Genomic DNA, 22,076 nt, shown 5'->3' with positions numbered 1-22,076 from the left:
CCGAGATCGCCGACGCCATCCGACTCCACCGGGCCGCTACCGACCCCGACCTGCAGGCGTGTGTGCGGCTGGCTCACCGCCGCGACGAGATCCGCGGGTATGTCGCCAGTATCCCCGACGACGTCATCGAGACCTGGGCGATCGTAGGGCATGTACGACGTGCCCTCACGCTGACCCAAGTGGCCCATGGTTCGCGACGGATTCCCGACCTCGTCAGAGTGCTCCTCTTCGGGGGGGAGAGCAGACCACAACACCGCGTCACTCGTAGGGTCGGTGGCCCGACAGCTCCTGAGCCCCGTCCAGGACGCCAGGGAACTACGGGACGTCGCCGATGCCCTCTGCGGCGCCGGACACCCTCAACAAGCCGCAGATGTCGCCCGCACCATTGCCAGGCCCGACCGGCGCGACGACGCCCTCGTGGCCGTCGTCAGCGCGGTGGCCAGGAGTGGAGCCCCCCGACAGGCCGCCGAGCTCGCCCGCGGCATCGCCGACTCCGACCGGCAGGTCGGAGTTCTCGCTTCCGCGGCCAGGGCGCTGGCCCAGTCGGGGCGCCCCGAGCAAGCCGTGGAGCTTGCCCGAGGCATCGCCGCCCCCGAGCGGCGGAACGGAGTCCTGAGTTCGCTGTCCGCCGCTGCTGCCGAAGCCGCGGACGATGAGCCGGCCAATGTGTACGCCCCCACTCTTCACACGCTCGGCTGGCAAGCCCGGATCCCGGCCGAGGCCGTCGAGGGCGACCATTTGGCGAAGGACCAAGAGCGAGCAGCCGAACGCGCCCGCAGCATCTCTGACCCGGACCGACAGGCCAAGGTTCTGGGCGCCATAGCCAAGAAGTTGGCCCTGAGTGGATTCCACCGGCAGGCCCTCAAACTTGCCGACGAAGCAGCTCGCCTAGCTCGCGGCATCGTTAACCATGACAAACGGGACGGGGCGCTCACGGTCGCTGCCCGGGCCGTGGCCCGCAAGGGGCACCATGCTTTGGCCGCGGAACTCGCCCGCGCCATGGCCGACACCGACCGGCGCGCGGGCACCCTGGCGGCTGTCGTCGCGCTCATGGCCCGCGCGGGTGTTGGTCAGCAGGCAGTCGAACTCGCCGACGAAGCGGCAGAACTTGCCCGTGGCGGCACCGCCCTCGGGCCGAAGGCCGCACTGCTGGGGGTCGTCGCCGAGGCCATGACACTCACGGGACGTCACAAGCAGGCAGCTGAACTTGCCCACACAGCAGCCAAGCTCGCCCACGAATCCAAAGGGTCCGGTCCATCTGCGGCGGCCCTCACACTCGCCGCGAGGGCCATGGCGCGCACCGGACGCTATCGGGAAGCGATTGGCATCGCACGAATGGTCACCGAACCCGACTTGCTGGATGGAGCGTATGGGGCCGTGGCCGTTGTGATTGCCCACGCGGGGCACCCCAGGGAAGCGATAGAACTCATAGGAAGAGTGGACGCTCCCGACCGGAAGGCCAAGGCACAGGCAGCCGTCGCTACGGCCCTGGCCCACGCGGGACATCACCGGCAAGCAGTCGACCTCGCCCTGGGCATCGCCCGGTCGACCAGCCGGGGCAGGGCTCTGATCCTCATAATCAGGACCATGGCCCGAGCAGGGTACTGGCAGGAGGCTGTTGAACTCTCCCGGACAGCCGTCGACCTCGCCCGCGAGGCGGGGGATCCGATCTGGCTCGCCCGAACGCTGGCGACCACTGCCGAGGTGCTGACCCACGACGGGCACCACGAGCAGGCCGTCGGTTTCGCCCAGGCGGCCGCCGAGCTCGCCCGTACGCTCAAGGACCCTGGCCGACGTGTGACGGCACTAACGGGTGTCGCCCGTGCCCTGCGCCGCGCGGGGTGCCGGGATCAGGCCGAAGGTGTCGGGCGAGAAGCCGTCAACGCGGCCCGCACGCTCAAGGACCCCGGACAGCGGGTCAAGGCGTTGACGTCCACGGTGAGAAAGTGTTGGGACATCCTCGACGGGCGTGTGCTCCTGGCCGAGGCACTCGACATCGGCCCCTTGCAGGAGGTGGTCGCTTGCCTGCCCGACATCGCGCCGGAGACCGTGGAACTTCTGGCGCGACTGATGACCCCAGAACGTCCGGGGGCCGACCCTGGGCACACGGCCAAGGCGGGACAGCGGCAGGACACCGGCTTGGATACGACGACGAGGAGGAGATAGGCCGATGAGCGCACGGCAGCGACTGGTGGCCGGCCTGACGGGACTGGCGGTGGCGGTGCTGGCCGGGGTCTTCTGCTTTCTGAGCTGGGACCGGGCCAACCAAGTCGCCGGGATCGTCTCGGCGCTGGTGGGCGTCGTGGCCCTGGGAACCGGGGTCCTGGCTCTGATATCGGGCCGTGACGGGGCGGTGCGGGTCGCGAACACCGGTCCGGCCACTGCGGTCGGGGTGGGCTCGCAAGCCAACACCGGTCTGAGTGTTCATGGGAGCGTAAACGGGGGCGTGGAAGTCCACGGGACCGCAGAGGCACGGGCCGAGAACGGCGGCCGCGCGAACACAGGCTACGACCAGCTTTGATGCGGCGTGGGAACTGCGCCGTGGGCGCGTCCATGTCCTGGGTGTCACCGCACGTCCCACCGGGGCATGGGCCCACCCAACTCGCCCGCAATCTGCTTATGAATCTCAAGGAGAGGGCTGGGTGCTCCGGGTTCCTCATCCGCGACCGGGACAGCAAGTTCACCGACGCGTTCGACGCCGTCTTTGCCGACAACGGCACAGCCGTCATCCCGAACCCGCCGCAAAGCCCGCAGTCAAACGCGTTTGCCGAGCGATGGATACGCACAGCCCGCGCCGAATGTACCAATCGCCTCCTCATCACCGGTGAACGACACCTCTGCGCGGTCCTCACCACGTACGCGGAGCACTACAACGCGGGACGGGCCCACCGTGGCCTCGGCCCACGACCACCTGACGACGACCCAAACTCATCCTCCTGCCCGCTGCCGCGGTCAGGCGCCGCCAGTACTTGGCGGACTGCTCAACGAGTACCACACCACGTCACCACGGCTGCCTCACCGTCCACAGGAAACGCCCAGCTCAGCAGGCTGATCGGAATATTGACACCCATCAGGTCCCGTGTCCCGGGGCGTGTCCGATCCCGCGGGTAGCGTGACGGACGTCCCTATCAACTCACTGCTGGCTGCTGGTGCTGGGATGCGTGAACGCCCCGCCTGGCGTGGAACGCAGGGCGGTGCGTCGTCCTTCATATCGGAGGGGCGGTCAGGCGGCCTTGCACCAGCCTGACCCGTTTGCTGCGGTGGCCTCGGCCCACAGCACGAGCAGCCGCGTGTACTCCTCGGTCCGCCGCTTGTCGGCGGGCTCGTCCATGAGGAGCCGGATACGGCGGTTGATCTCGTCCAGAGCAGGGGACATCGCACGGCCGTGGGGCCGGAAGAGGGTGGGCATGCGTCTACCGTGCGGGGAGACACCGACACTGACCGTGGCCCGTGCTGGCCTATTCGGTGGCCGGTGCGTGCCGCACGGCCTCCTTCACCGCGGCCTCCAGCGCGGCCCGGTTGAGCTCGGCGTCCTTGGCGTGCTCGGTGACCGCTGCCTGGCTCGCTGTGGCAGCGTCGCGCCAGCGCTTCCACTGGGCGGCGTACTCGTCGCCGTCGAGGCCGCGGAGCTGGGCGTGAGTGTCGTCGGTCGCTTGCTGAAGTTCGATGAGTCTGCCGGGGATTTCCACACGTTGGATCATAAGTGCGGTGCCTCAGGCCCTCGCGTGAACACTGTGCCCCTGAAACCCCGAAAACACGTCGGCCCTCGCTTCTGCGAGGGCCGATCGTCGCGCTCCCGGCGGGGCCGGGAGTACCGTCTGAGTGTCTACGTCAGAACGGAGCACACAGTATGCCCCATCAGACCGACATGCCGGAGGGCGCACAGACGAACGGGCAGAGGCTCAAGCGTCTACGTATGCGCCGTCGCTGGGATCAGCGCAAACTCAGCGAAGTAAGTGGGTACTCTCTTTCAGCCGTGAGGAAATTCGAACAGGGCCGACGCAGCCTAGACCGCGCCGATGTGATCCTCGCCTTCTCCAAGGCGTTGGACTGCCACCCCACCGAGATCACTGGGCAGCCCTATACGCCGCCCGACTCCGACCTTGACGGCCAGGCCGCCATCGCCTCTATCGGTGCCGTACGTCGTGCTCTGCTGCGTCACGGGCGCCCGGCTCGGCCCACCGACCAAGAGGTGGCCGAGGTGGACCTGATCACGCTGCGTGAGCGCGTTGCGAAGGCGAACGGACATCGGCAGCGCGCCTCCCTGACCAAGCTCGCTGAAGTCCTCCCCGCACTCCTCCGAGACCTCCAAGTCGCGGTAGAGGTCAGCACCGGAGAACGACAGCGAAAAACGTACGACCTGCTGGCCTCGACGTACGAGTGCGCCATGCAGTACCTGTACAAGCTGGGCCGTAGCTCCGACGCGACCCTCGCGACGGAACGTGTGTTGTGGTCCGCAGAGAAGACCGACGACCCACTTCGCGTTCTTGCCGCACGCTGGTACGACGCAGGGGAGTTCCTGGCCATAGGGGAGCACGACGAGGCCGGCCGTCTCATCGACGAGGCGTTGACGTCCCTCGGCGCCATGGGCACTGACAGCCCCGAGAAAGTCTCGCTGACCGGCGCCTTCCACCTGAAAGCGAGCCTCAACCACGCCAGGGCCACCGACAACAAAGCGGCAGAGCAGCACCTCCAGAAAGCTCAAGAGCAGGCGAACTTGCTGGGCAAGGACCGCAACGACTTCCAATTGCAGTTCGGCCCTACCAACGCCGCGATTTGGTCGGTCTCTCTGCCGGTAGAGATGGGCAAAGGCCAGGAAGCGGTACGCCGTGCGGAGCTCATCACCCGCTCGCTGCCCAAGCAGTACGCCTCCGAACGGCGTAGTCATCACTACATCGACGTCGGCCGGGCGTACTACTACAACGGGCAGCATGAGCAAGCCCTGGAAGCGTTCGTCAAGGCCGAGAAGCTGGCGCCGCAGGCAACACGCATGAACGCGAGCGTGCGAGAGACCACACACACCATGCTGAATGGGAATCGGCGGACGGCCCTGTTCGAGTTCGGAATGCGGCTCGGCGTGGTGTGACAGCCGAGTGACACACTTTGTGTCACTACCCCAATCGCGAAGACCCTACGGTCGGTCATCACCTGATCACCGATGACGCCCGGGGGCCAACGTGCCATCGCATCTCGAACTCTCACCGTGGACACCGCCGCGCACCGGAGACGTCGAGGCATTACTCGTCGGTAAATGGTGGGGTGCGGTGTCCACGTCAGCCGCAGTTGGAGACCGTGCCCTCCAACTGCCCGACGTGGCCCACGAGGTCCACAATTGGGCGCTGCGGGGTTTCGCCTTCTTCGCCCGGCACAGCACCCCCCTCCTCCTCGGCTCGGTGGAGCAGGAGACGTACGTCGAGCTGGGTGGAGCGTCATGACCGCCACCGCCCGGCCCTCCGCCGTCGGACGGCCGGCCTACAGCCAGATGCTCTGCCGTAAGCCGCAGTCCGCTGCCGTCGCCCGACAGATGGTGCGGACTGTGCTGGACACCTGGCACCTGTCCCAGCTCGTTGGCGAGGCGGAGCACGTGGCGTCTGAGCTGGTCGCTAACGCCGTTGACCACGCCTGTGGGCGATACATGCGCCTGACCGTTACCCGTGTCGGCGAAGGGCGCGTGCGCCTTGACGTCATCGACAAGAGCCACGACAAGCCAGCGCCCAGGATTTCCGAGCCCAGTGAGGAGCACGGGCGCGGCCTCGCTGTCGTCGACGCGTTCTCGCGGACCTGGGGCGTCGAGATCCTGGACGTTGGAAAAAGGGTCTGGGCCGAGCTGGAGAGCGGAGCGGCGGAGGGTGACCAGTGACTCGTCCGACCGTACCCCCGCAGCGGACCTCCAGCTCCCTGGCCACTCCCCGTTGGGCCGCCCCTGAGACGGCGGGCCATAGCGTTGGTGTGCTCGAGAAGGCGGCCGCCATATTCGACGTCATCGAACGGGGCGCAGCCTCCCCGGCCGAGATCGCCGAAGCTACCGGAATCTCACGCGGTACTGTGTTCCGGCTGGTCGCAGCCATGGCCCGGCTGGGACTGGTTGCCCATGAGGGAGGCCGGGTCACTCTCGGACCGCGCATCGCCCAGCTGGCGGCTGCGGGTGACGGCGTTCCTGCGGCGAACGCATGGGCCGACAGGCTCGTCGCCTTGCGTGATGAGACCGGCGCATTCGCCGTCCGCCTTCACCAGCTCCACAGTCCTGCCACACGGGTCTGTATCGCTGAGGTCCTGGACCTTCACGCACCGCAGCGCTCACTGCTCGGCCGGCTCGCACCTCTGAGGGCTGACCCTGTCACCTTGACGTTCCTCACCTGGCAGTCGAGCCGGTCCGGTGGTGCAGGAGTTTCCGCCGCCGTTCCTTACAGGGCCGACACGCTGGCCCGGACTCGGCGCCGGGGTTGGGTGCAGGGCTTCGGCGGCCGTGACAACTGTGTCGCCATCGTCGCTGCTCCCGTCCTGGACCGGCGCAAGCGAGTTGTGGCCGTCTTGGAGCTCTCCGGTCCGGTCGCGGTCCTCACCGATACTCCGGGGCGGACGCATGGTGAGTCGCTGATCGCCGTTGCATCGGAGAGCGACGTGATCAGTGAATGCCTCTACCGCAAAGGTGCGGCAGTGCCCGGCGCGCCGGCACAAAGGGTGAGCAGCCTGCACCTGCTGACCACCACGCGGAGGACCGGATGAAAACAGCGTTCCAAGGCAAGATCCGGCCTCCGCGTGAGGGCGAGGCGCCCGCTTCCGCTGCGCTGGTCGTCGGGGCGTACCTGCGGGCCGTACGGCTCTCGCGTGGCATGAGCGGCAGTGAGGCCGCGTGGGGGATCGGTGGTTCGGCAGCTAAGGTGTCGCGGCTGGAGACCGGCCGCCTGCACCGCGTTGCGGATGCCATCAGACTCCTGGAGTACTACGGCATCGATAGCAAGGCCCACCTGCGCGCCGTCGACCACCTGTTCCAGAAGCCGCACCGGCACGTGCTGTACGACGCGGTGCCGGGCTGGCTGGACCGGCTCCACGCCTGCCAGCGCCAGGCGGACAGCACGGTCATCCACACCGGACATGCCCTTCCGGACTTCCTGCGCATCCCGGACTACCCGGTGGGTCTGATGGCCCAGCACTTCCGCGCCGAGCTGCAACTCCATGTCCCGCCACGCGCGCCACTGACCGCCGGCACCGGCGGGGATGTGACTCTGCTGCTGGACGAGATGGGATTGCACAGGCCCCTCGGCGACCCGGACGTGATGCCGGCCCAGATCGCGCATCTGAAGCAGCTCACCAGCTCGCCACAGGGACCGCGGATTCTGGTGGTGCCTCAGCGGGTCTTACCGCCCCGCGGCCTCCTGCTGTACCAGATGACACTCCACGGACACGAACTCGTCGCGGAGGAATGGGCCAACTTCGTCATCTACCACACCGGTGAGGCCCTGGAGCCCTGGCAGCACAGGCTGCGAGTCGCCATGGACGCCGCCGTGCCCCTCGATGACGCAGCAGTGTGCGTGAACGAGGGGCGCGCCCCCGTTGAGGAGCAGGCCGCCGCACCCAGCCCTCCGGCGCGCCCGGTGCGCACTGAGAGCCGCCTGTACCTCGCCCCGGGAGGGGAGGGAGTCCTGTGAGCAACCACGTTGACCGTGCCCCGGCCGGCCGCCGGTGGATCAGCCTCGGCCTGCTGTTCGGCGGCCACTCATGTCACATCCCCGGCCCGCTCAGCGCCTTCCGCCCAGGCCAGGAGACACCCCTGAACTGGGACCCGGCCGCGCAATTGGACTCGGCGCTGTGGGAGGTGCGGCAGGCCGGATTCGACCCGGATGAGGACTACCCCGGCACGACGGACCGCCCGTGGCGACTCGTCTGCATCGGATGCGGCACTCCGCGGAGGTTGAGCCTGACCGCCATCCGTGGCGGCAGGCGGTGCTGCGGACCCGTGCCCACGCCCTGACCGGGCGGGCCGCTGACCGTCCGGCCCCACCCGGACACACCCCAGGTCAGCAGCCCGCTCCTCTCTTCCATCCCGCGCCAGCGTCATGCCGGGGCGGACATCACCGACATGCACCACCAATGAGAGGACAGCTATGAGCGGGGCCGTGCCCGCCAGCCTCCGACCGGACACCCCGATCGGCATGAAGTACGCCGACGACACCTGGCACGCGATCTCCACCGCGAACGATTGGGGCCGCTGCGTGCTCGACGCCCTGGGCGACCACACCGGCGCGGTCCTCGAAGACACGGCGTTACGCCACCTGGTGTGGTTCGTGCCTCCGGGAGGAGTCGACGGCTGGCCCACGCCCGAACCACTGCGTCTGACTCTTTACCGGGCTGGAGACAGCCTCCTCGTGCCCCGGCTGAATGGCTACCGGGGAGTCAACGTGTGGCTCCGCACCCCGAAGGCGAACGGGCTGTTCACCGACCCCAACACGCTGCGCTCGGCTATGGAAAGACTGGTCGGGCCGCTGGAACAGGCAGCGGGACGGAGCCCCGTGGTGGTGTGCCACTTCTGCGCCATCCCCACGCGTGACGCTCAGGTGATCGACGCATGGGAGTCGTTCAGTACCGGCGCCCACGTCCGCTACGCCTGCCACCCCTGTCTGAGCGCGACCGGTGGCGGCCGCGTCCACCTCCTCACCCAGCAGCAGGACCCGCAGTGAGCCCCTATACCCAGCAGCTGCTCTACGTCCTGGCCGTGGCCGCACTCCTGGGCGTGCTCAGCTACGGCATCACCCACCCATGACCCCCACCCCGACCGGGCGCGCCTACGAGCCCCGGCGGGGTGGCCGAGGCTCCGGCCGCCGCTTCCTACCCCCGAGGGGAGGGCGGCCGGAGCCATCACGACAGAAAGGAGACCGCCCGTGCGGCGGCGATGGGCTCTGGGCGAGTGCTGGCTGTGGTGCGAGCGCACCGCAGTCCCGGTGCTGTGGCTCGGGCCGGTCATCTGGGTGGGAGGCAACGCACCCCTGCTCGCCTGCGAGCGGTGCATCCGGCACCTGGAACGCAAGACCCAGGACGCCCTCACCCGCGGCGCGGACCCGACGCCCACCGAGCGGCAGGGGCGATGGTGGGCCCCGGGCGAGTGCTGGCTGTGGTGCCGGCGCACCGACCTGCCGACGCTGCTGCTCGGCACGGTCGAGAACGCGGATCATCAGGTGCCGCTCTACAGCTGCGACCCGTGCATACAGCGCCTGGAGGACAAGGTGCGCGCCGCCCTGCCCTACGTCCCCGCCTGATGAGACTCCCGCCCCCGGCCGCGCTGACCTGCGTCGCCCGGCCAGGGTCCTGCTCCGGTACCTTCGCCGTGACCATCGGCTGTTTCAGGAAGTCCGAGGTCACGGCTGCGGCGACCCCTTCTTCGTCCTGGGCGAGTGAGTGGATCGCGGTGATCTTCTCCTTCGGCGAGGCGGGATCCTCGGCCTGGCGCCCGACCTTCCGGTTGGTGTCATCGACCGTCCGGCAGGACCGACCGGACCGGCGTCAGCGTTCAGGCTTGACCGGTGGGCATGACGGTGATCTGCGACAGGTTCATGTGTCGCGGTTGAGCGACGGCGAATGCGATGCGTCGAGGTCACTCACCGTCGTTCCTGGCCTGCGCTAAGAAGACGCCGCCTTCGTCGGCAGCGGGCCCTGCGGAACTGACCCGTGGGGTCGCAGGGAACGCGGACCGTATGCCCTTGGGCGTCTGGGAACCGCGTCGGAGCCACCACCTGTCTCAAGTTGCCCATCAGGGCAACCTGCTGCTCTACCGCTGCATGTGGTAGGGCGAGCAGGGTGATGGATCCTCCGGGCGCTCGTTGCGGTCAGGGCGTGAGGGACGCCGGATCGTCGAACGTTCCTCCAGCCTCCCCGGCCGCCAAGGGCGGAGTGCTCGGTCAGTCCGAGTGCAGGACCTCGTTGACGGCGGCGTGCGGGACCGCACCCTCGCGCAGGACGGCGGGAGCAGCAGCGGTGAGGTCGACGATCGTGGAGGGTGTGTTTCCGGTGGAGCCGCCGTCGAGGTAGGTGTGGACGCTTTCGCCGAGTTGGATCGTGGCTTGTTCAAGGGTGGTGGCGGGCGGCCGGCCGGTGGGGTTGGCGCTGGACTGGGCCAGAGGGCCGGCGCTGCGCAGCAGGGCGAGGGCGATGGGGTTGTTGGGCATACGGACCATGACGGTGCCGCATGTGTTGCCCAGGTTCCAGGCGAGGGAGGGAGCTGCGGGCAGGACCAGGGAGAGAGCACCTGGCCAGAACTCCTCAGCCAGTCTCCGCGCCTCTGGCCGGAGGGACCGAACGAGGGCTTCGGCTGTGGCCAGGTCGGCCACCAGAACCGAGGCGGGCTTGTCGGCACCGCGCTGCTTGGCGGCCAACAGGGTGCCGACGGCCTGGGGGCCGAAGGCGTTGGCGCCGATGCCGTAGACGGTGTCGGTGGGGAAGACGACCAGATGCCCGGCGCGCAAGGCGTCGGTGGCGTGGCTGACTCCGGTCCGCATGGCCACCTCGGTCCGGCAGTCGTAGACGTGCATGGTTCGGCTCCTGTGCGTGTTCGTGCTGTGCGACGGCTCTCACGGCATCCCGGACGCCTTCCTCCGAGCATCCGGGATGCCGTGTGGTTTGTGCCCGTAACCCGACGGGCCGGTACTCGGCTACGGAGCCCCTACGGCTGCTTCGAACGCTGCGGTGTCGACGATGTCGGCCTGCATGGGCAGGACGGCGTCCATCAGGGTGCGGTGCAGCTGCGGGTCGGGATCGGCGCAGACATCGCCGAGAACGAGCAGCCGGTAGTCGCGACCAGTGGCCTCCCGCACCGTGGACAGAACGACGCCGCTGGTGTGGACCCCGCCCAGGACCAGGGTGTCGATGCCCTGCGAACAACGCTGAGGTCCTCGTGCTTCGTCGGCAGATCGAGCGCCCGCGGCTCTCGTGGGCTGATCGTGCCGTGCTCTCCGCTCTCGCCCGGCACCTGGCATCCGCCGTGCGCCGCCACCGGCTGGTCACCCTGGGCACGCTGCTCACTTGGCATCGCCGGCTGGTGCGCTGGAAGTGGACCGCCGCTACGGTCCGGCGCGTTCTGCGCCGCTCCGGTCTACCGCCCGCGCCGCAGCGAGCATCCCAGCAGACGTGGCGCTCATTCCTCCGCGCTCAGGCCCACACCCTGGCGCTTCCTCATCCGGGACCGCGACAGCAAGTACACCGACGCCGACGACGCCCTGTTTCAGGCCGAGGACATCATGAAGACGCCGACCCGTGCGCCGAAGACCAACGTCCACTGCGAGCGAGTGATCGGCACTCTTCGCCGAAGTCTTGGACCACATACTCATCTTTGGCGAAGGTCACGCGCGGCAGGTCCTGGCCGTGGATCAGAGGCACTACAACGCGGACCGCTCCCACCGGGCCCGATGCCAACTACCCCCCAACTCACGGACAACCACATCCAGTCCTGAAGCCGGCCGGCCGCAAAGTTCTGCGCACTCGCGTCCTCGGCGGTGTGATCAACGAGCACAGATATGCCTTTTGGCCAGGAGCGATGATTATTCGAGCCCCGCAGGGTCGACCCGCGAGAACCGGACCGCTGTGCGGCCAGTATGATCTTGGGCATCATCTGCCAACGGGTACCGTTGTGCAGATTTTAAACGTGCCCGAAATTGTACATTATCGCCAGATTTGAGGTTTTTGTGCTCCGCGTGCTGAGCAAGTCCGCCGCTATTGTTGCCGCCGTGATTGTTGTAGGCGTTGCGGTGTTGAGTGTGGATGGCGTGAGCTCGTCCAGTCAGTCGACGACTGTGCAGGCAAGTGAGTCGCAGTGGATGTGGTGATGCTGACAACGTGGGCATCTGCTTGAGGGTTTGCCTTCTTTTCGGTATGGGGGTATCGGCTCCTGGGTGGTTCAGGAGTTGATACCCCCTTGGTTTGCAAGGAGAGATTCAATCCTATCGGCCTCTGCGTTGGCTTCAAGGCTTCTGTAAAGCGCGATTGCTTGCGCACCATAGCTGCGTGCCAGTTCGAGGTTGTTAAGGGAAAGAGCGGTTTGTGCGAGTCCTGTGAACGCTTGTGCAGAGCCGAGAGGGAAGTTTGCATTCTGGGCTATATCCAGTGCTTGCTTGAAGATTCTCAGCGCGCTGTCAATCTGTCCTGACTCGCGTCGAACATTAGCTGCGCCAATTAGTGCTCGCTGCCTTTCATAGGAATTGTCGATCCTGCGGGCAACTTCTTCTGCCATTTGGAAATGCAGTAAGGCCTCCTGCTTTTGGCCGCCCTCTGCGTAAGCTGTGCCCATGTTGATCAGTGCATTCGCTTCTCCTAAAGCGTCACTGGCAGCCCGATGGCTCTCGAGTGCGCGTTGGAAGCAGGAGAGTGCTCTGACGGTCTGCCCCGTGGCTTGGTAGATGGCGCCGAGATTGGTGTCCAAAATAGCCAGTTCCTGTCGTCCGCCATATTGTTGAGCGAGCAATAAAGACTGTTCGTAGTAGTCACGGGCGTCTTCGTAGCGCCCTTGTCGATAGCAGAGCTCCCCCATGTTGTTTAAAGCCCGCATCTGCCCGGATTCATCTTGGAGCTCTTTGTGGATGAGCAACATGGCCTGGACTTTCCGGGTTGCTTCCTTGTATCGACCAGCGTAATGTAGTGCTGCACCTTGAACATTAAGGCATTCCCCGGCTCCGAACCGGTCACCGACCTTCTGGTACACATTTAGTGCCTGGTCGAGCACGCTTAAGGCTATATCGCCATGGCCCCCCGCCAGATGGGCGCGTCCTGACTGCAGGAGTGCGTCCGCGCAGCCGCGTGCGTCTTTGAGTTCCTGAAAGAGAGCCAAAGCCTCCGTTGTACAGCGCTGGGCCTCTTGGTGATTTCTTTGAGCGAGGACCTCCGCGTATTCCACCAGGGTTTGGGCTAGGGCTTCCCTGCTCCCCTCTTTGCGGAGAGTGGGGATCGCCGCGTCGTAGAGTTCGGCGGCGATGCTCCAGGTGCCCCACAGCTTGAGGGATTTGGCAAGCACGTGAGGGAAGCGCGCTGCAAATTTCGGAGCCTCAGCAGCGGAGGCGCGGGCGGCTGCTAGAAGATTGGCACGTTCCAAGGCTAGCCATACTCTCGCCTCGTCTGCGTTCCTAAAATGGGTTGCGTATGAGGATTCAAGCCCTGGTCCTAAAGGCAGCGTGCGATGGTGTGAGTAAGCCAGTTTATCGGCACGGTGGGCGGCGGTGAGATGGTAACGGAGGAGTCGATTGACCGCTCGCCGGCGATCGGACTCTGGTTCCGTCTGGGAACATATTTGGTAGGCAAAGGCTCGTGTAAGGTCATGGAACCGGTAGCGGTCTCGCACGGGCTCGTCGAGCATATGGCTGTCCAGGAGCTCTTCCAAGTTGTTGCGCAATTGAGTGGCCTTCACTTCTGTTAGTGCAACGGCCGCATGAAGGGTGATGTCAGGGCCTGGGTGCAGTGCAAGGAAGCGGAACAGTTGTTGCGCTGGACCGCTGAGCTCTGCGTAGGAGAAGCGGAAGGCCGTTGCGACGGCATCGTCGAATTCGTCCAGGGGGTCGGCCGCTTGGGTGAGTCGATCGAGTAGGTGATGCAGGTCCCACGAGTCGCGATGCCGAAAACGGCTAGCGAGTAGTTGGAGGGCGAGGGGGTGGCATGCGCATGCAGCTACGACACGACCCAAGGCTGCGGCGTCGACGGATATCCGAGCAGGACTTGCGATGCGGGTGAAGAGAGCGGCTGCCTCAGTCTCGGATAGCACATCTAGGAAGAGGGACGAGGCACCATCCAGCCCCGCGAGTCGGTTCCGACTGGTTACGATCACACGGCAGGCGGCTGCACCAGGCAGTAGAGGGATGACTTGAGCGGCATTACGGGCGTTGTCCAGAATCACCAGAACACGCCGTCGGGCCGTCCACTGCCGCCATCTGGCCGAGCGCTCGTCGAGCGAATCTGGTAGGTCCTCCGTAAACCCCGTTGCCTGGAGTAGGACTCCGAGCGCTTCAACGGGGTCATAGGGAGTCTGATTGCTGTACGCGTGTAAATTGACGTAGAATTGTCCATCAGGATAGAATTCAAGTAAGCTGTGCGCGGCACGAATAGCCAGCGCGGTTTTGCCCACACCCGGCATGCCGTGGATGACGGTCAGCGACAGGGACGTTGACATTTTATCGCCTGACGTCGGCTCTGCGAGCAAGATATTCAGTTCGCTGGTGCGTCCGGTGAAGTCTCGAGTTGTGCGAGGAAGGTTGTTAGGAGGTAACGCGGTAATTGGTTTGATCTGCAACAGTGTACGGTCTTGTTCGAGAATGCGCTGGTGAAGTTTCTGAAGATCGGGTCCAGGGTCGATTCCTTGTCTGGTCCGGAGGCGTCGACGTGTGGTTCGGTAGAGGTCAAGGGCTTCATCGGGTCGTCCTGAGCGATACAGCGCCAGCATGAAAAAATGGATCAGTTTTTGCGCGAGTGGATTTTGTGAGGTGAGTTCATGCAGTTCACCGATAAGATCCGCGTGATGCCCCAATTCGAGTTCCATCCGGATCCGTTCTTCCCGCACACGACGGTATTCCTCATTCAGCCGGGTGCGCGTCGACATAGCCCAGGTGGTCGTAAACTCCGCTAACGGCTCGCCTCGCCAGAGAGATTCAGCACTACGCAGCAGGCCAACAGCCAAATGCGTCTGACCGCGCTCAACTGCTGCGGCTGCGTCCGTGCGGAGCCGCTGGAAGCGCAGCAGGTCGGTAGCCTCCGGGTCAACGCGGAGCTGATACAGCCCGGGGGAGGGGCGTTCAACCTGCACCAGGTCCCCGACTGCCCTTCGTAGCCGTCTGCGTAGCCGGGAGAGGTAGCTGTGCAGTGTGTCCAAGGCCGTCCTGGGTGGCTCGTCGCCCCAGATTCGGTCGATTAGGGTTTCAACGCTGACGGGATCGCCCCCGGCATGAATCAGAACGGCCAGCACACAGCGTTCTTTCACCGAGCCGAGCTTGCATTGCTGATCATGATGCCATAGCTCAAGGGATCCCAGAGCAAGAAGTTCCACCATCGCCCCCGATGGATGTTCTACTTCCTGCCGCCTCCGGCAGCGCCGGCGCTTACGCCCGCCATCAATTTATCGTCGCTTCCTATCCGGGGGTAGCGGGTAGAGGCGCATGGGAGCGTGACGGGCGCACATCTCGCCATGGTCATTTTCGGAAAATGGAGTGCAGGATTCCTGCAAGCTATCCATCCACCCTCTGGGGGCACCTACATGTCAGTGGCAGCAAACCGTCACTGACGGCTGGACCGAGTGATCGGTCCGGAGGAAGGAACCGGGGGACTGACTTCGATGAGCGTAGTAACGCACGACGTGCATGGGCCTCACGTGCCGGTGCGTCTGGATGTTGAGCGCTGGGCCACATGCCGGATCCGTAGAAAGGTCCTGGCTGTGGTGCACACTGTGACCGCCGGGCAGAGACTGCTGGAGGCGATCCGTCTCCTGGAGGGTGACTGCCGGATACAACTGTTCTTCACCTCGGCCCCCGACGTGTTCAGTAACGGCGTCGCTGCCTTTCTGGAGGGGCTCAAGGGGCTGGTGTTGCCGTGGAGCCAGGCCGTGCAAATACAGTTCGACCTTGCCCTCGCGGCGGGCTACGGGAGCCTCCATGAACTGCACGCTCCCGTGATCGTGCTCCCGCACGGGGCCGGGCATAACAAGATTGTGCCCGGCGCGCGCCGAGGACATCTGGTGGCTAACCGAGGTGTCTACGGCCTTAGCAGGCAGCGGCTCATTCGGGACGGTGTGCTGGTACCCGAGACGATCGTTCTGGCACACCACGAGGAGCTCACCCGGCTCGGTCGCGAATGCCCCGAGGCTCTGCCTGCTGCGGAGGTGGTGGGGGACCCCTGCTTCGACCGCATCACCGTCAGTTTGGCCTGCCGAGCGCTATACCGCGAGGCCCTGCGCACCAGGGCGCACCAGCGGCTGATTCTGGCCTGCTCCACCTGGGGGCCTCACTCTCTGCTCGGACAGCGGTGGGAGTTACTGCAACGGCTGGTAAGCGAGTTGCCTCGGGAAAAGTTTCGCGTTGCCGTGCTCCTGCATCCGCACGTATGGAACGCCCACAGCGAATGGCAGATTCGTAGCTGGCTGGCTGACCTCGCCCGCTTGGGACTCACGGTGGTTAGCCAGGACACCGACTGGGTCGGGGCGCTTGTCGCTGCAGATTACATAGTGGGTGACCACGGATCCGTCACGCTCTATGGGGCAATGACCGGTGTTCCTGTGCTACTGGCTTGTCTACCCGAAGCTGATGTGGACTCCGCTTCGCCCATGGCTGAGTTGAGCTCTATCGCGCCTCGACTGCTCGACGACCGCCCCCTTCGCCGGCAGCTCAACCGCAGTTCCGCGGCATACCAGTCGCATCGCTACGAGCGGGTCGCTGGTCGGATCACTTCAGAGCCGGGACAGTTCGCCCGCAAAATGCGTGCGCTGATGTATCGGAAGTTGCGCCTGCGCCCACCCGCCGCCCGGCCGGTCACTGAGCCTGCGCGATTGCCGTTCACTGTTCGCTACGACGAACCTGGCAGCGTCGTGTCATGACGGCGCTGACCGTTGTCCTGTCCGAGGCGACCCGGGGGAAAGGTCCAGCCCACCGTACTCGGGTCGTGCTGAAACACCCGGCCTCAGGCGCCATGGTCGTGGACGAGCATCTGCGCCTCGAGCTTCCCACTGCGGGCACGTGGTCGCTGCTCGCCGATGTACTGCTGGCCACGGGTACGGGGCAGCAGGATATTGCCAAACTGCGTACACGCAATCCCGGCGCGTTGGTGATCGCCGTGCATCGAGGCCCCAGGTGTTGGATGTGGACTGGATGCGACGGCCTCACACTGAGCTTCCGGGCACGGCCGTTATCGGCGATACCGCCGTGGGGCATCTGTGCCTCGCTGGCCCACACGTGGCTGGTGGCCGGGCTACCAGTAGCAACCCTGGAATCGGCGACGGTACGAGTAGTGCAGCTTCAGTCCCCAGAACGACTTTCCAGCTGTGCGAGCTGGGTCCGCACCGTCTGGGCACCAGCCGATTCAGAACCACCCACCGAGGAATACAGGTCGAGTGCTTCTCGATAATAATCCCGCGCGACGTCCTGCTGTCCGCGCCGCTCGGCCAGTTGGGCTAGGGACTCCAAGGTGCGGGCCGTTTCATAGTCAGCGGCAACGCCACGCAAGGTGCTGAGTGCCGTGAAGAGGAGGTCCTCTACCGGATCGAGGAGGTCCCGCGCAAGGTACACGCGGCCAAGTAAAGTGGCCGCGCGCGCGGCGTTGTACATGTCACCCACTTCCCGTAGCGTGACGTAGGCGGCATCAGCATCGGCGGTCGCCTTCTCGGGGAGACCCCTCGCGAGGGCGACCTCGGCGAGATTCAGCCGAGCCAGCCCGCCAGCCCGTCGATCGCCGCACGCGGGTAACTCCACTGCGGCGCGAGCGAAAAGCTCGGATGCCTTATCCAGTCGACCAAGCCTTTGATGTGCCAGTCCCTGGTAGTTAAGCGCGCGGGCGTAGCCAAGGGTGTTTCCGCACATGCGAAACATCCGTGCCGCGCTTTCGAACATCTCCAGGGCTCGTTCGTGGCTTCCCAAACCAAGCTCACCCACCCCACCGGAGGTGAGCATCCGGCACTGGGCAGCTGTGTCTCCTAACTGCTCCGCTGCCGCGAGTCCTTCACTGTGCGCGGCGCGCCACTGGTCGTAGAACTTACGCCGGAGAAAGAGGGGCCACAGCGCGTCTGCGAGCTGCCAGGCGACGGCCGGGAAGCCCGCAGGGCGGGCGCGCTGTATCACGGTCATCAGGTTGGGCAGTTCAAGCTCCAGCCAGTCCAGGGCACCCTCGGCGTCGTCACCGAGGTCAGCCGTGATCACCGAGCCCGCACCATAGCTGCGCGGCATCGTCCGATGCTGAGGGTCGACGATCTCCTCGGCCCGAGTGGCAGTGGCGAGATAGTGGTCGAACATGCGACGCAATGCCGCGACGCGTTCCTGGGACGATTCTTCCTCCTCGGCCTTCGAGGCGGCATGCAGCCGTACGAGATCATGGAACCGATATCGTTCCTCTCCAGCATCAACGAGCAGATTCGCATCGTGGAGCATGTCGAGTAACTCTGCCGCATCACTTGCCAGCGCTGCCCTAGCCACTGGAGTCCCGAATTCCGACCCCGGATGGAGACCCATGAGACGATAAAGGCGAGCCGCCTCGGGCGTCAGCCCCCGATATGATAGGTCTAATGTCGCCCGTACATTGTGGTCCCCTTCGATGGCCAATGCCTCCAAACGGCCACGTTCCTCCGTCAGCGCACGCACCATTGTAGTGATCTCACGCCGTGGGCGCGCTGCAAGCCGAGCGCCGGCGACACGTACCGCCAGCGGCAGTCCTGCGCATAGCTTGACCAAGGCGCGAGCTTCGTCGGGCTGGGCGGCCACGCGGCCGTCGGCGAGGGTGATCTCCAACAGCTCGACTGCGGCCTCCGTCGCGAGAGGTTCGAGGTGCAGCGCGTAGCAGCCGTCCACGATCAGACCCGGCATCCGCCGACGGCTGGTCACGGCAGTCACGTTCTGACCGCCTGGCAGTAGCGGCCGAACCTGGGCTGCAGTGGCAGCGTCATCGAGCAGCACTACAAGTTGTCTGTCTGCCACCAACGAACGGTACATTGCCGCCCGGTCAGCAAGGGCCGAAGGCATCTGCTTGGCTGCTACGCCCAAAGTGCGTAAAAAGCCGGCAACCACCTCGTCAGGATCTGCTGGTCCGTTTGGAGACTGCGCGCCCAGGTCTGCATAGAGTTGACCACCCGGAAACTGAGGGCGCAGAGCGTGCAACCAGGTTAGCGCGACTGCCGTCTTGCCCACCCCACCCAGACCGCTGACTGCAGCCAGTGCAGGATAGCCCTCGCGAGCGGTGCGGGCCCGATGCTGCTCCAGCGCGAACAACTCCTCTGTACGGTCAGTAATGCGCACTAACGGCGGCAACTGCCACGGCGTCTGCTGTATCTGCCCCGCAGCCTCAGTGCCGATGCGCATGTGGATGCCGCCATACACCGTTCCGGCCTGTACAGCAGATCCGTGTACCGTGCCGCTCAACTCGTTGTGACCGTGGTCTTCCCCCCGCATCAGTTCTCCTCCGAAGGCGTCCGTGACGGCTCCCGTAGGACATCCTCTCCTTGTGTACAACCGATATGCGTCGCTGGACGATGATCTGCCCCTTGCGGATCGATCCGTGGCCCCAGGCAACGTGCGTCAAAGTACGGTTGAAGCGCTCACTCGGCAGCGCTAAGGCTTGCGACGCTTGGTGTCGTGGTCCCGCATGGTCACCTTGAAAGCGGCAGTGAAGCCTCCCCTTGATCGTGGACACCTGGAGGCTGGGACGGGCAGATTCGAGGGGTCGTCGCAACACCGCTGATCAACTGGCTGTTGCCAGGAGCTTAGTCGGGTAGCCGGATCACGTTGCCGTGACCCGGCCCCCTCAGAACCGGACGTGCCAGTTATCCCGGCATCCGGCTCAAGCAAGCCACGTGGGCTTCGCAGGTCAGCAGGTTGTTGTGGTCCGTTTGCCGTCGCCCGCATGGTGCTGGCGGTGGCATTCGGAGTGCACGAGGCGAAGGTTGTTCCGTTCGTCCGAGCCGCCGTGTCGCCGGTAGGTGAAGTGATGCTTGTGGAGCATCTTCTTCGAAGCCGCGAACCAGTTGATCCACTCGCGTGGGCTGTCCGGTTCGTACTCGGCTCCGGCGATCAGCGCCTGCTTGCAGAGGGGGCAAAGCCCCTGCTGCCGGACCGCCAGGACAAGACTCGTCTTGTCCATCGGCGGTGGCGCCTTTCTGCGGCGACGGTCCTGCCAGTACTCGGCGAGTGCAGGGTCGTCCGGGGACGATCCGCCCTTGACGAGCTGGTGGCGGACGATACCAGTCCAGGAGAACTTGGGCAGGAAGGCGCCGCTGTCGCGGTCGCCGAAGACCCAACGGTCCTGCCTGGACGGGTGGAACCTGCCGAAGTACCGGTCCACAACCCAGTACCTCGACTTCTTGGGATGGCCTCGCCTGGCCCAGTTCCAGGTCAGGCGCCACATGTAGTGGTCCAGCGACGCAAACGTCGTCGTGGAGGACATCGCCCGGTAGTAGGCTGCCCAACCGCGAACGATTGGGACGAGCCTGCGCAGTACGGCCTCGACGTTGTTCCCGTGAAGGGCTTTCACCTCGGTCCGCAACCGCTCCCGGAGCCTCTTGCAGGCCGCCGTGCTCGGTTTGATGATCAGCTTGCCGCCCATCCGGCGGGCGGTGAAACCGAGGAAGTCGAACCCCTCGTCGAGGTGGACGACCTTGGTCTTCTCCTCGTTGAAGCGAAGACCTCTCGGCTTCAGCCAGTCCTCCAGCCGGGTCCTGACCTGGTGCACCTGGGCTTCGTCGTGGCAGAGCACCACGAAGTCGTCGGCGTACCTCACCAGCACGGGAGTGCCGGGGGACGCGCCAGGTTCTCGCCCGGCTTGCGCCACCCTGTATTGGCACCCTGCGGCCTGTTCCAACCCGTGCAGAGCGACATTCATCAGCAGCGGACTGATCACACCGCCTTGAGGAGTTCCCTCTTCCGTCGGTGCGAATCGACCCCGGTCGACCACTCCCGCCTTGAGCCAGCCCCGGATCAGGTCCCTGGCGGGGAACTGGCCGATGGAGGACATCAGGTGGTCGTGGTCGATGCGGTCGAACGCCGCCGACAGGTCCGCGTCCAGCACCCACTGACGTTTCGAGGCCTTGCCCTTCACCGTCAGGAAGATCGCCATGATCGCGTCCTGGCAGCCGCGGCCGGGCCGGAAGCCGTAGGACCTCGGCTCGAACCGCGCTTCCCACTCGGGCTCCAGCGCGTTCTTCACGCGGGCCTGGAGCACCCGGTCACGGATGACCGGGATGCCGAGCGGTCGCTGTTTCCCGTTGCTCTTGGGAATGAATACTCGCTTGACTGGCCTGGCCTTCCAGGGCTGGGACGACCGATGGATCTCGGCTGCCAGCTTGCCCCTCGCCGCAGGGGTGAGGGCTCGCTCCCCGTCGATGCCGGCGGTCTTGCGACCACTGCTCTGCTGCGTCACCCGCCTCACGCTGACCAGCGTGTTGCTCCGGCTCCGCAGCATGAGCTTCTGCAAGTTGCGGACCTTCTTCAGGTCCCCGTCCTGCGTCGCCTTGAAGATCCTCTGCCTCAGTCGCCGTACGTTCTCCTCGCACTCGGCCCAGTCGATGCCGTGCCAGTCGAGGGTGTCGTCCTCCGGTCCGTTCACCGCAGCCGCCGAAGGCTCAGCCAAGACCGTGCCCCCCAATTCGCGCCTCCAGTACCTAACTTGTCCTTCGGTTCAGACGTCCTTGCAGCGGTGACTTCAAAGGCTCACCAGATCCACGTGGGCTCCCTTTCGGGCCGGGCCACCAGGGCCCGTATCCGGCGAGTTATACGGGAAGCGGGTGAAGGTCCCGTTCTCCCGGTTTCCTCTGGCCTTTCAGCCCACCGGCCTTCGCTTCTTGGATCATCCTTCTCCCGCCGGGGAGTTCAGCTCTCCTTGCGGTCGGCCTACCAGACTCTCCGCCTGGACCTCGACGGGGTTTCCACGTTCCGCACCAGTAAGACGCGGCTGGGGTGGGCGCCCCCTTTGCCCCGGGACCAACGGTGTCCTTCCCTTCAGGTATCAGCCTCCTGAGGGGCGCTCGATGCCTCACAGCATCGGGTCCTGTGACCGCCGCTTGCATGCCATCGCGCGGTCTTGAAATCACGGGGCGTCGTCAGGGGTTCACTCACGTTCGCCCGTCCAGCCTTCCCCTCGCCTGTGACTCCTCGATGGCCGAGGCGTCCTTGGGCTTGAACGCTCAGCTTCACACCCCGCCGTTGCCAGCGACGCATGTGAGCGGGGGGACGGGCCTTGGACACTGGCCCGAAGTTCAGCCGATCGATACCCCCTTCACTTGGCTGTCCTTACTTACTTGGAGCGACCTCGTGACGCACCTGATCGTTTCAGAATGCGGTGAGCCGTAGGGCTGGGCTCGACAGTCTGGTCGATAGGGCGTCCGGGCGCGAGCTGCTTTCGTTTCCGACTTGTGGGGGCGCGTGGCC

Annotated in this window: 19 protein-coding genes and 1 pseudogene; 12 read left to right on the top strand and 8 right to left on the bottom strand. The window is 65.5% G+C overall.

Going from position 1 to position 22,076, the window contains the following annotated elements; all coding sequences use genetic code 11:
• The first annotated feature begins 273 nt into the window (after positions 1 to 273).
• Genes PS467_RS09600 through PS467_RS09590 form a run of 3 tightly spaced genes read left to right on the top strand, consistent with a single transcriptional unit; the run spans position 274 to position 3,111 of the window.
• The gene (locus PS467_RS09600; RefSeq protein ID WP_311034911.1) at positions 274 to 2,166 is read left to right on the top strand and encodes an ATP-binding protein; all 1,893 of its coding nucleotides are present in this window, start codon (positions 274 to 276) and stop codon (positions 2,164 to 2,166) included.
• 4 nt (positions 2,167 to 2,170) lie between these two features.
• A complete protein-coding gene (locus PS467_RS09595; protein ID WP_311034910.1) occupies positions 2,171 to 2,521 on the top strand; it encodes a hypothetical protein in 351 nt (116 codons plus the stop codon).
• Complete coding sequence (locus PS467_RS09590) at positions 2,521 to 3,111, top strand: integrase core domain-containing protein (RefSeq protein ID WP_311034909.1); 591 nt, start codon at positions 2,521 to 2,523, stop codon at positions 3,109 to 3,111. The genes PS467_RS09595 and PS467_RS09590 overlap by 1 nt, the downstream gene beginning before the upstream one ends.
• Positions 3,112 to 3,223: 112 nt before the next feature.
• On the opposite strand, the gene PS467_RS09585 is transcribed toward PS467_RS09590, so the two are convergent.
• A complete protein-coding gene (locus PS467_RS09585) occupies positions 3,224 to 3,409 on the bottom strand; it encodes a hypothetical protein (protein WP_311034908.1) in 186 nt (61 codons plus the stop codon).
• A gap of 49 nt (positions 3,410 to 3,458) precedes the next feature.
• Entirely contained in the window at positions 3,459 to 3,689 is a 231-nt protein-coding gene (locus PS467_RS09580) for a hypothetical protein (RefSeq protein ID WP_311034907.1), read from the bottom strand.
• A 161-nt stretch (positions 3,690 to 3,850) separates the two neighbouring features.
• Here PS467_RS09580 and PS467_RS09575 point away from each other — a divergent pair, with 161 nt between their 5' ends.
• The 8 genes from PS467_RS09575 to PS467_RS09540 all read left to right on the top strand — a co-directional run bounded on the left by PS467_RS09575 (position 3,851) and on the right by PS467_RS09540 (position 9,254).
• Positions 3,851 to 5,086: a helix-turn-helix domain-containing protein gene (locus PS467_RS09575; RefSeq protein WP_311034906.1), complete on the top strand. Its 1,236-nt coding sequence runs from the start codon at positions 3,851 to 3,853 to the stop codon at positions 5,084 to 5,086.
• Between the two features lie 178 nt (positions 5,087 to 5,264).
• Positions 5,265 to 5,435 (top strand): hypothetical protein, encoded by a 171-nt coding sequence (locus tag PS467_RS09570; RefSeq protein ID WP_311034905.1) that lies wholly within the window; start codon positions 5,265 to 5,267, stop codon positions 5,433 to 5,435.
• Complete coding sequence (locus PS467_RS09565; protein ID WP_311034904.1) at positions 5,432 to 5,860, top strand: ATP-binding protein; 429 nt, start codon at positions 5,432 to 5,434, stop codon at positions 5,858 to 5,860. Before PS467_RS09570 ends, PS467_RS09565 begins: the two co-directional genes overlap by 4 nt.
• A gap of 89 nt (positions 5,861 to 5,949) precedes the next feature.
• Positions 5,950 to 6,726, top strand: a complete 777-nt coding sequence (locus tag PS467_RS09560) for a helix-turn-helix domain-containing protein (protein ID WP_311034903.1) — start codon at positions 5,950 to 5,952, stop codon at positions 6,724 to 6,726.
• Entirely contained in the window at positions 6,723 to 7,649 is a 927-nt protein-coding gene (locus PS467_RS09555; RefSeq protein ID WP_311034902.1) for a Scr1 family TA system antitoxin-like transcriptional regulator, read from the top strand. Before PS467_RS09560 ends, PS467_RS09555 begins: the two co-directional genes overlap by 4 nt.
• Complete coding sequence (locus PS467_RS09550) at positions 7,646 to 7,972, top strand: hypothetical protein (protein WP_311034901.1); 327 nt, start codon at positions 7,646 to 7,648, stop codon at positions 7,970 to 7,972. Before PS467_RS09555 ends, PS467_RS09550 begins: the two co-directional genes overlap by 4 nt.
• A gap of 145 nt (positions 7,973 to 8,117) precedes the next feature.
• Positions 8,118 to 8,678, top strand: a complete 561-nt coding sequence (locus PS467_RS09545; protein ID WP_311034900.1) for a hypothetical protein — start codon at positions 8,118 to 8,120, stop codon at positions 8,676 to 8,678.
• Between the two features lie 201 nt (positions 8,679 to 8,879).
• Complete coding sequence (locus tag PS467_RS09540; RefSeq protein WP_311034899.1) at positions 8,880 to 9,254, top strand: hypothetical protein; 375 nt, start codon at positions 8,880 to 8,882, stop codon at positions 9,252 to 9,254.
• Between the two features lie 49 nt (positions 9,255 to 9,303).
• Here PS467_RS09540 and PS467_RS42090 read toward each other — a convergent pair.
• The 4 genes and pseudogenes from PS467_RS42090 to PS467_RS09520 form a co-directional block, all read right to left on the bottom strand.
• Positions 9,304 to 9,483: pseudogene (locus PS467_RS42090) on the bottom strand (DUF6192 family protein); the annotation flags it as partial.
• A 410-nt stretch (positions 9,484 to 9,893) separates the two neighbouring features.
• Positions 9,894 to 10,523 carry an L-threonylcarbamoyladenylate synthase gene (locus PS467_RS09530; protein ID WP_311034898.1) on the bottom strand — a complete coding sequence of 210 codons (630 nt, stop codon included), beginning with the start codon at positions 10,521 to 10,523 and terminating at the stop codon, positions 9,894 to 9,896.
• Between the two features lie 120 nt (positions 10,524 to 10,643).
• Positions 10,644 to 10,805, bottom strand: coding sequence for a cysteine hydrolase family protein (locus PS467_RS41925; RefSeq protein WP_349256462.1), 162 nt, complete (start codon positions 10,803 to 10,805; stop codon positions 10,644 to 10,646).
• A 1,079-nt stretch (positions 10,806 to 11,884) separates the two neighbouring features.
• Positions 11,885 to 15,013 carry an AfsR/SARP family transcriptional regulator gene (locus tag PS467_RS09520; protein WP_311034896.1) on the bottom strand — a complete coding sequence of 1,043 codons (3,129 nt, stop codon included), beginning with the start codon at positions 15,011 to 15,013 and terminating at the stop codon, positions 11,885 to 11,887.
• Between the two features lie 282 nt (positions 15,014 to 15,295).
• On the opposite strand from PS467_RS09520, the gene PS467_RS09515 reads away from it, so the two are divergent.
• Positions 15,296 to 16,549, top strand: coding sequence for a hypothetical protein (locus PS467_RS09515; RefSeq protein ID WP_311034895.1), 1,254 nt, complete (start codon positions 15,296 to 15,298; stop codon positions 16,547 to 16,549).
• Between the two features lie 418 nt (positions 16,550 to 16,967).
• Here the strand turns inward: PS467_RS09515 and PS467_RS09510 are convergent, their stop codons facing one another.
• Together PS467_RS09510 and ltrA are read right to left on the bottom strand one after the other, a co-directional pair.
• Positions 16,968 to 19,106, bottom strand: a complete 2,139-nt coding sequence (locus PS467_RS09510) for an ATP-binding protein (RefSeq protein WP_311034894.1) — start codon at positions 19,104 to 19,106, stop codon at positions 16,968 to 16,970.
• A gap of 415 nt (positions 19,107 to 19,521) precedes the next feature.
• The gene (gene ltrA, locus PS467_RS09505) at positions 19,522 to 21,294 is read right to left on the bottom strand and encodes a group II intron reverse transcriptase/maturase (protein ID WP_432280559.1); all 1,773 of its coding nucleotides are present in this window, start codon (positions 21,292 to 21,294) and stop codon (positions 19,522 to 19,524) included.
• Positions 21,295 to 22,076: the final 782 nt, after the last annotated feature.

The organism is Streptomyces luomodiensis (genome assembly GCF_031679605.1).
Lineage (GTDB): Bacteria > Actinomycetota > Actinomycetes > Streptomycetales > Streptomycetaceae > Streptomyces > Streptomyces luomodiensis.
The sequence above is the reverse complement of the archived record's forward strand: the minus strand, read 5'-3'. Positions and strand labels throughout refer to the sequence as shown.

Bases quoted from the DNA above. Each gene is read 5' to 3' on its own strand.
- PS467_RS09520 (WP_311034896.1), bottom strand. From the start codon at position 15,013: ATGGTGGAACTTCTTGCTCTGGGATCCCTTGAGCTATGGCATCATGAT.
- PS467_RS09565 (WP_311034904.1), top strand. From the start codon at position 5,432: ATGACCGCCACCGCCCGGCCCTCCGCCGTCGGACGGCCGGCCTACAGC.
- PS467_RS09515 (WP_311034895.1), top strand. From the start codon at position 15,296: ATGAGCGTAGTAACGCACGACGTGCATGGGCCTCACGTGCCGGTGCGT.
- PS467_RS09530 (WP_311034898.1), bottom strand. From the start codon at position 10,523: ATGCACGTCTACGACTGCCGGACCGAGGTGGCCATGCGGACCGGAGTC.
- PS467_RS09590 (WP_311034909.1), top strand. From the start codon at position 2,521: ATGCGGCGTGGGAACTGCGCCGTGGGCGCGTCCATGTCCTGGGTGTCA.
- PS467_RS09595 (WP_311034910.1), top strand. From the start codon at position 2,171: ATGAGCGCACGGCAGCGACTGGTGGCCGGCCTGACGGGACTGGCGGTG.
- PS467_RS09555 (WP_311034902.1), top strand. From the start codon at position 6,723: ATGAAAACAGCGTTCCAAGGCAAGATCCGGCCTCCGCGTGAGGGCGAG.
- PS467_RS09575 (WP_311034906.1), top strand. From the start codon at position 3,851: ATGCCCCATCAGACCGACATGCCGGAGGGCGCACAGACGAACGGGCAG.
- PS467_RS09585 (WP_311034908.1), bottom strand. From the start codon at position 3,409: ATGCCCACCCTCTTCCGGCCCCACGGCCGTGCGATGTCCCCTGCTCTG.
- PS467_RS09510 (WP_311034894.1), bottom strand. From the start codon at position 19,106: ATGCGGGGGGAAGACCACGGTCACAACGAGTTGAGCGGCACGGTACAC.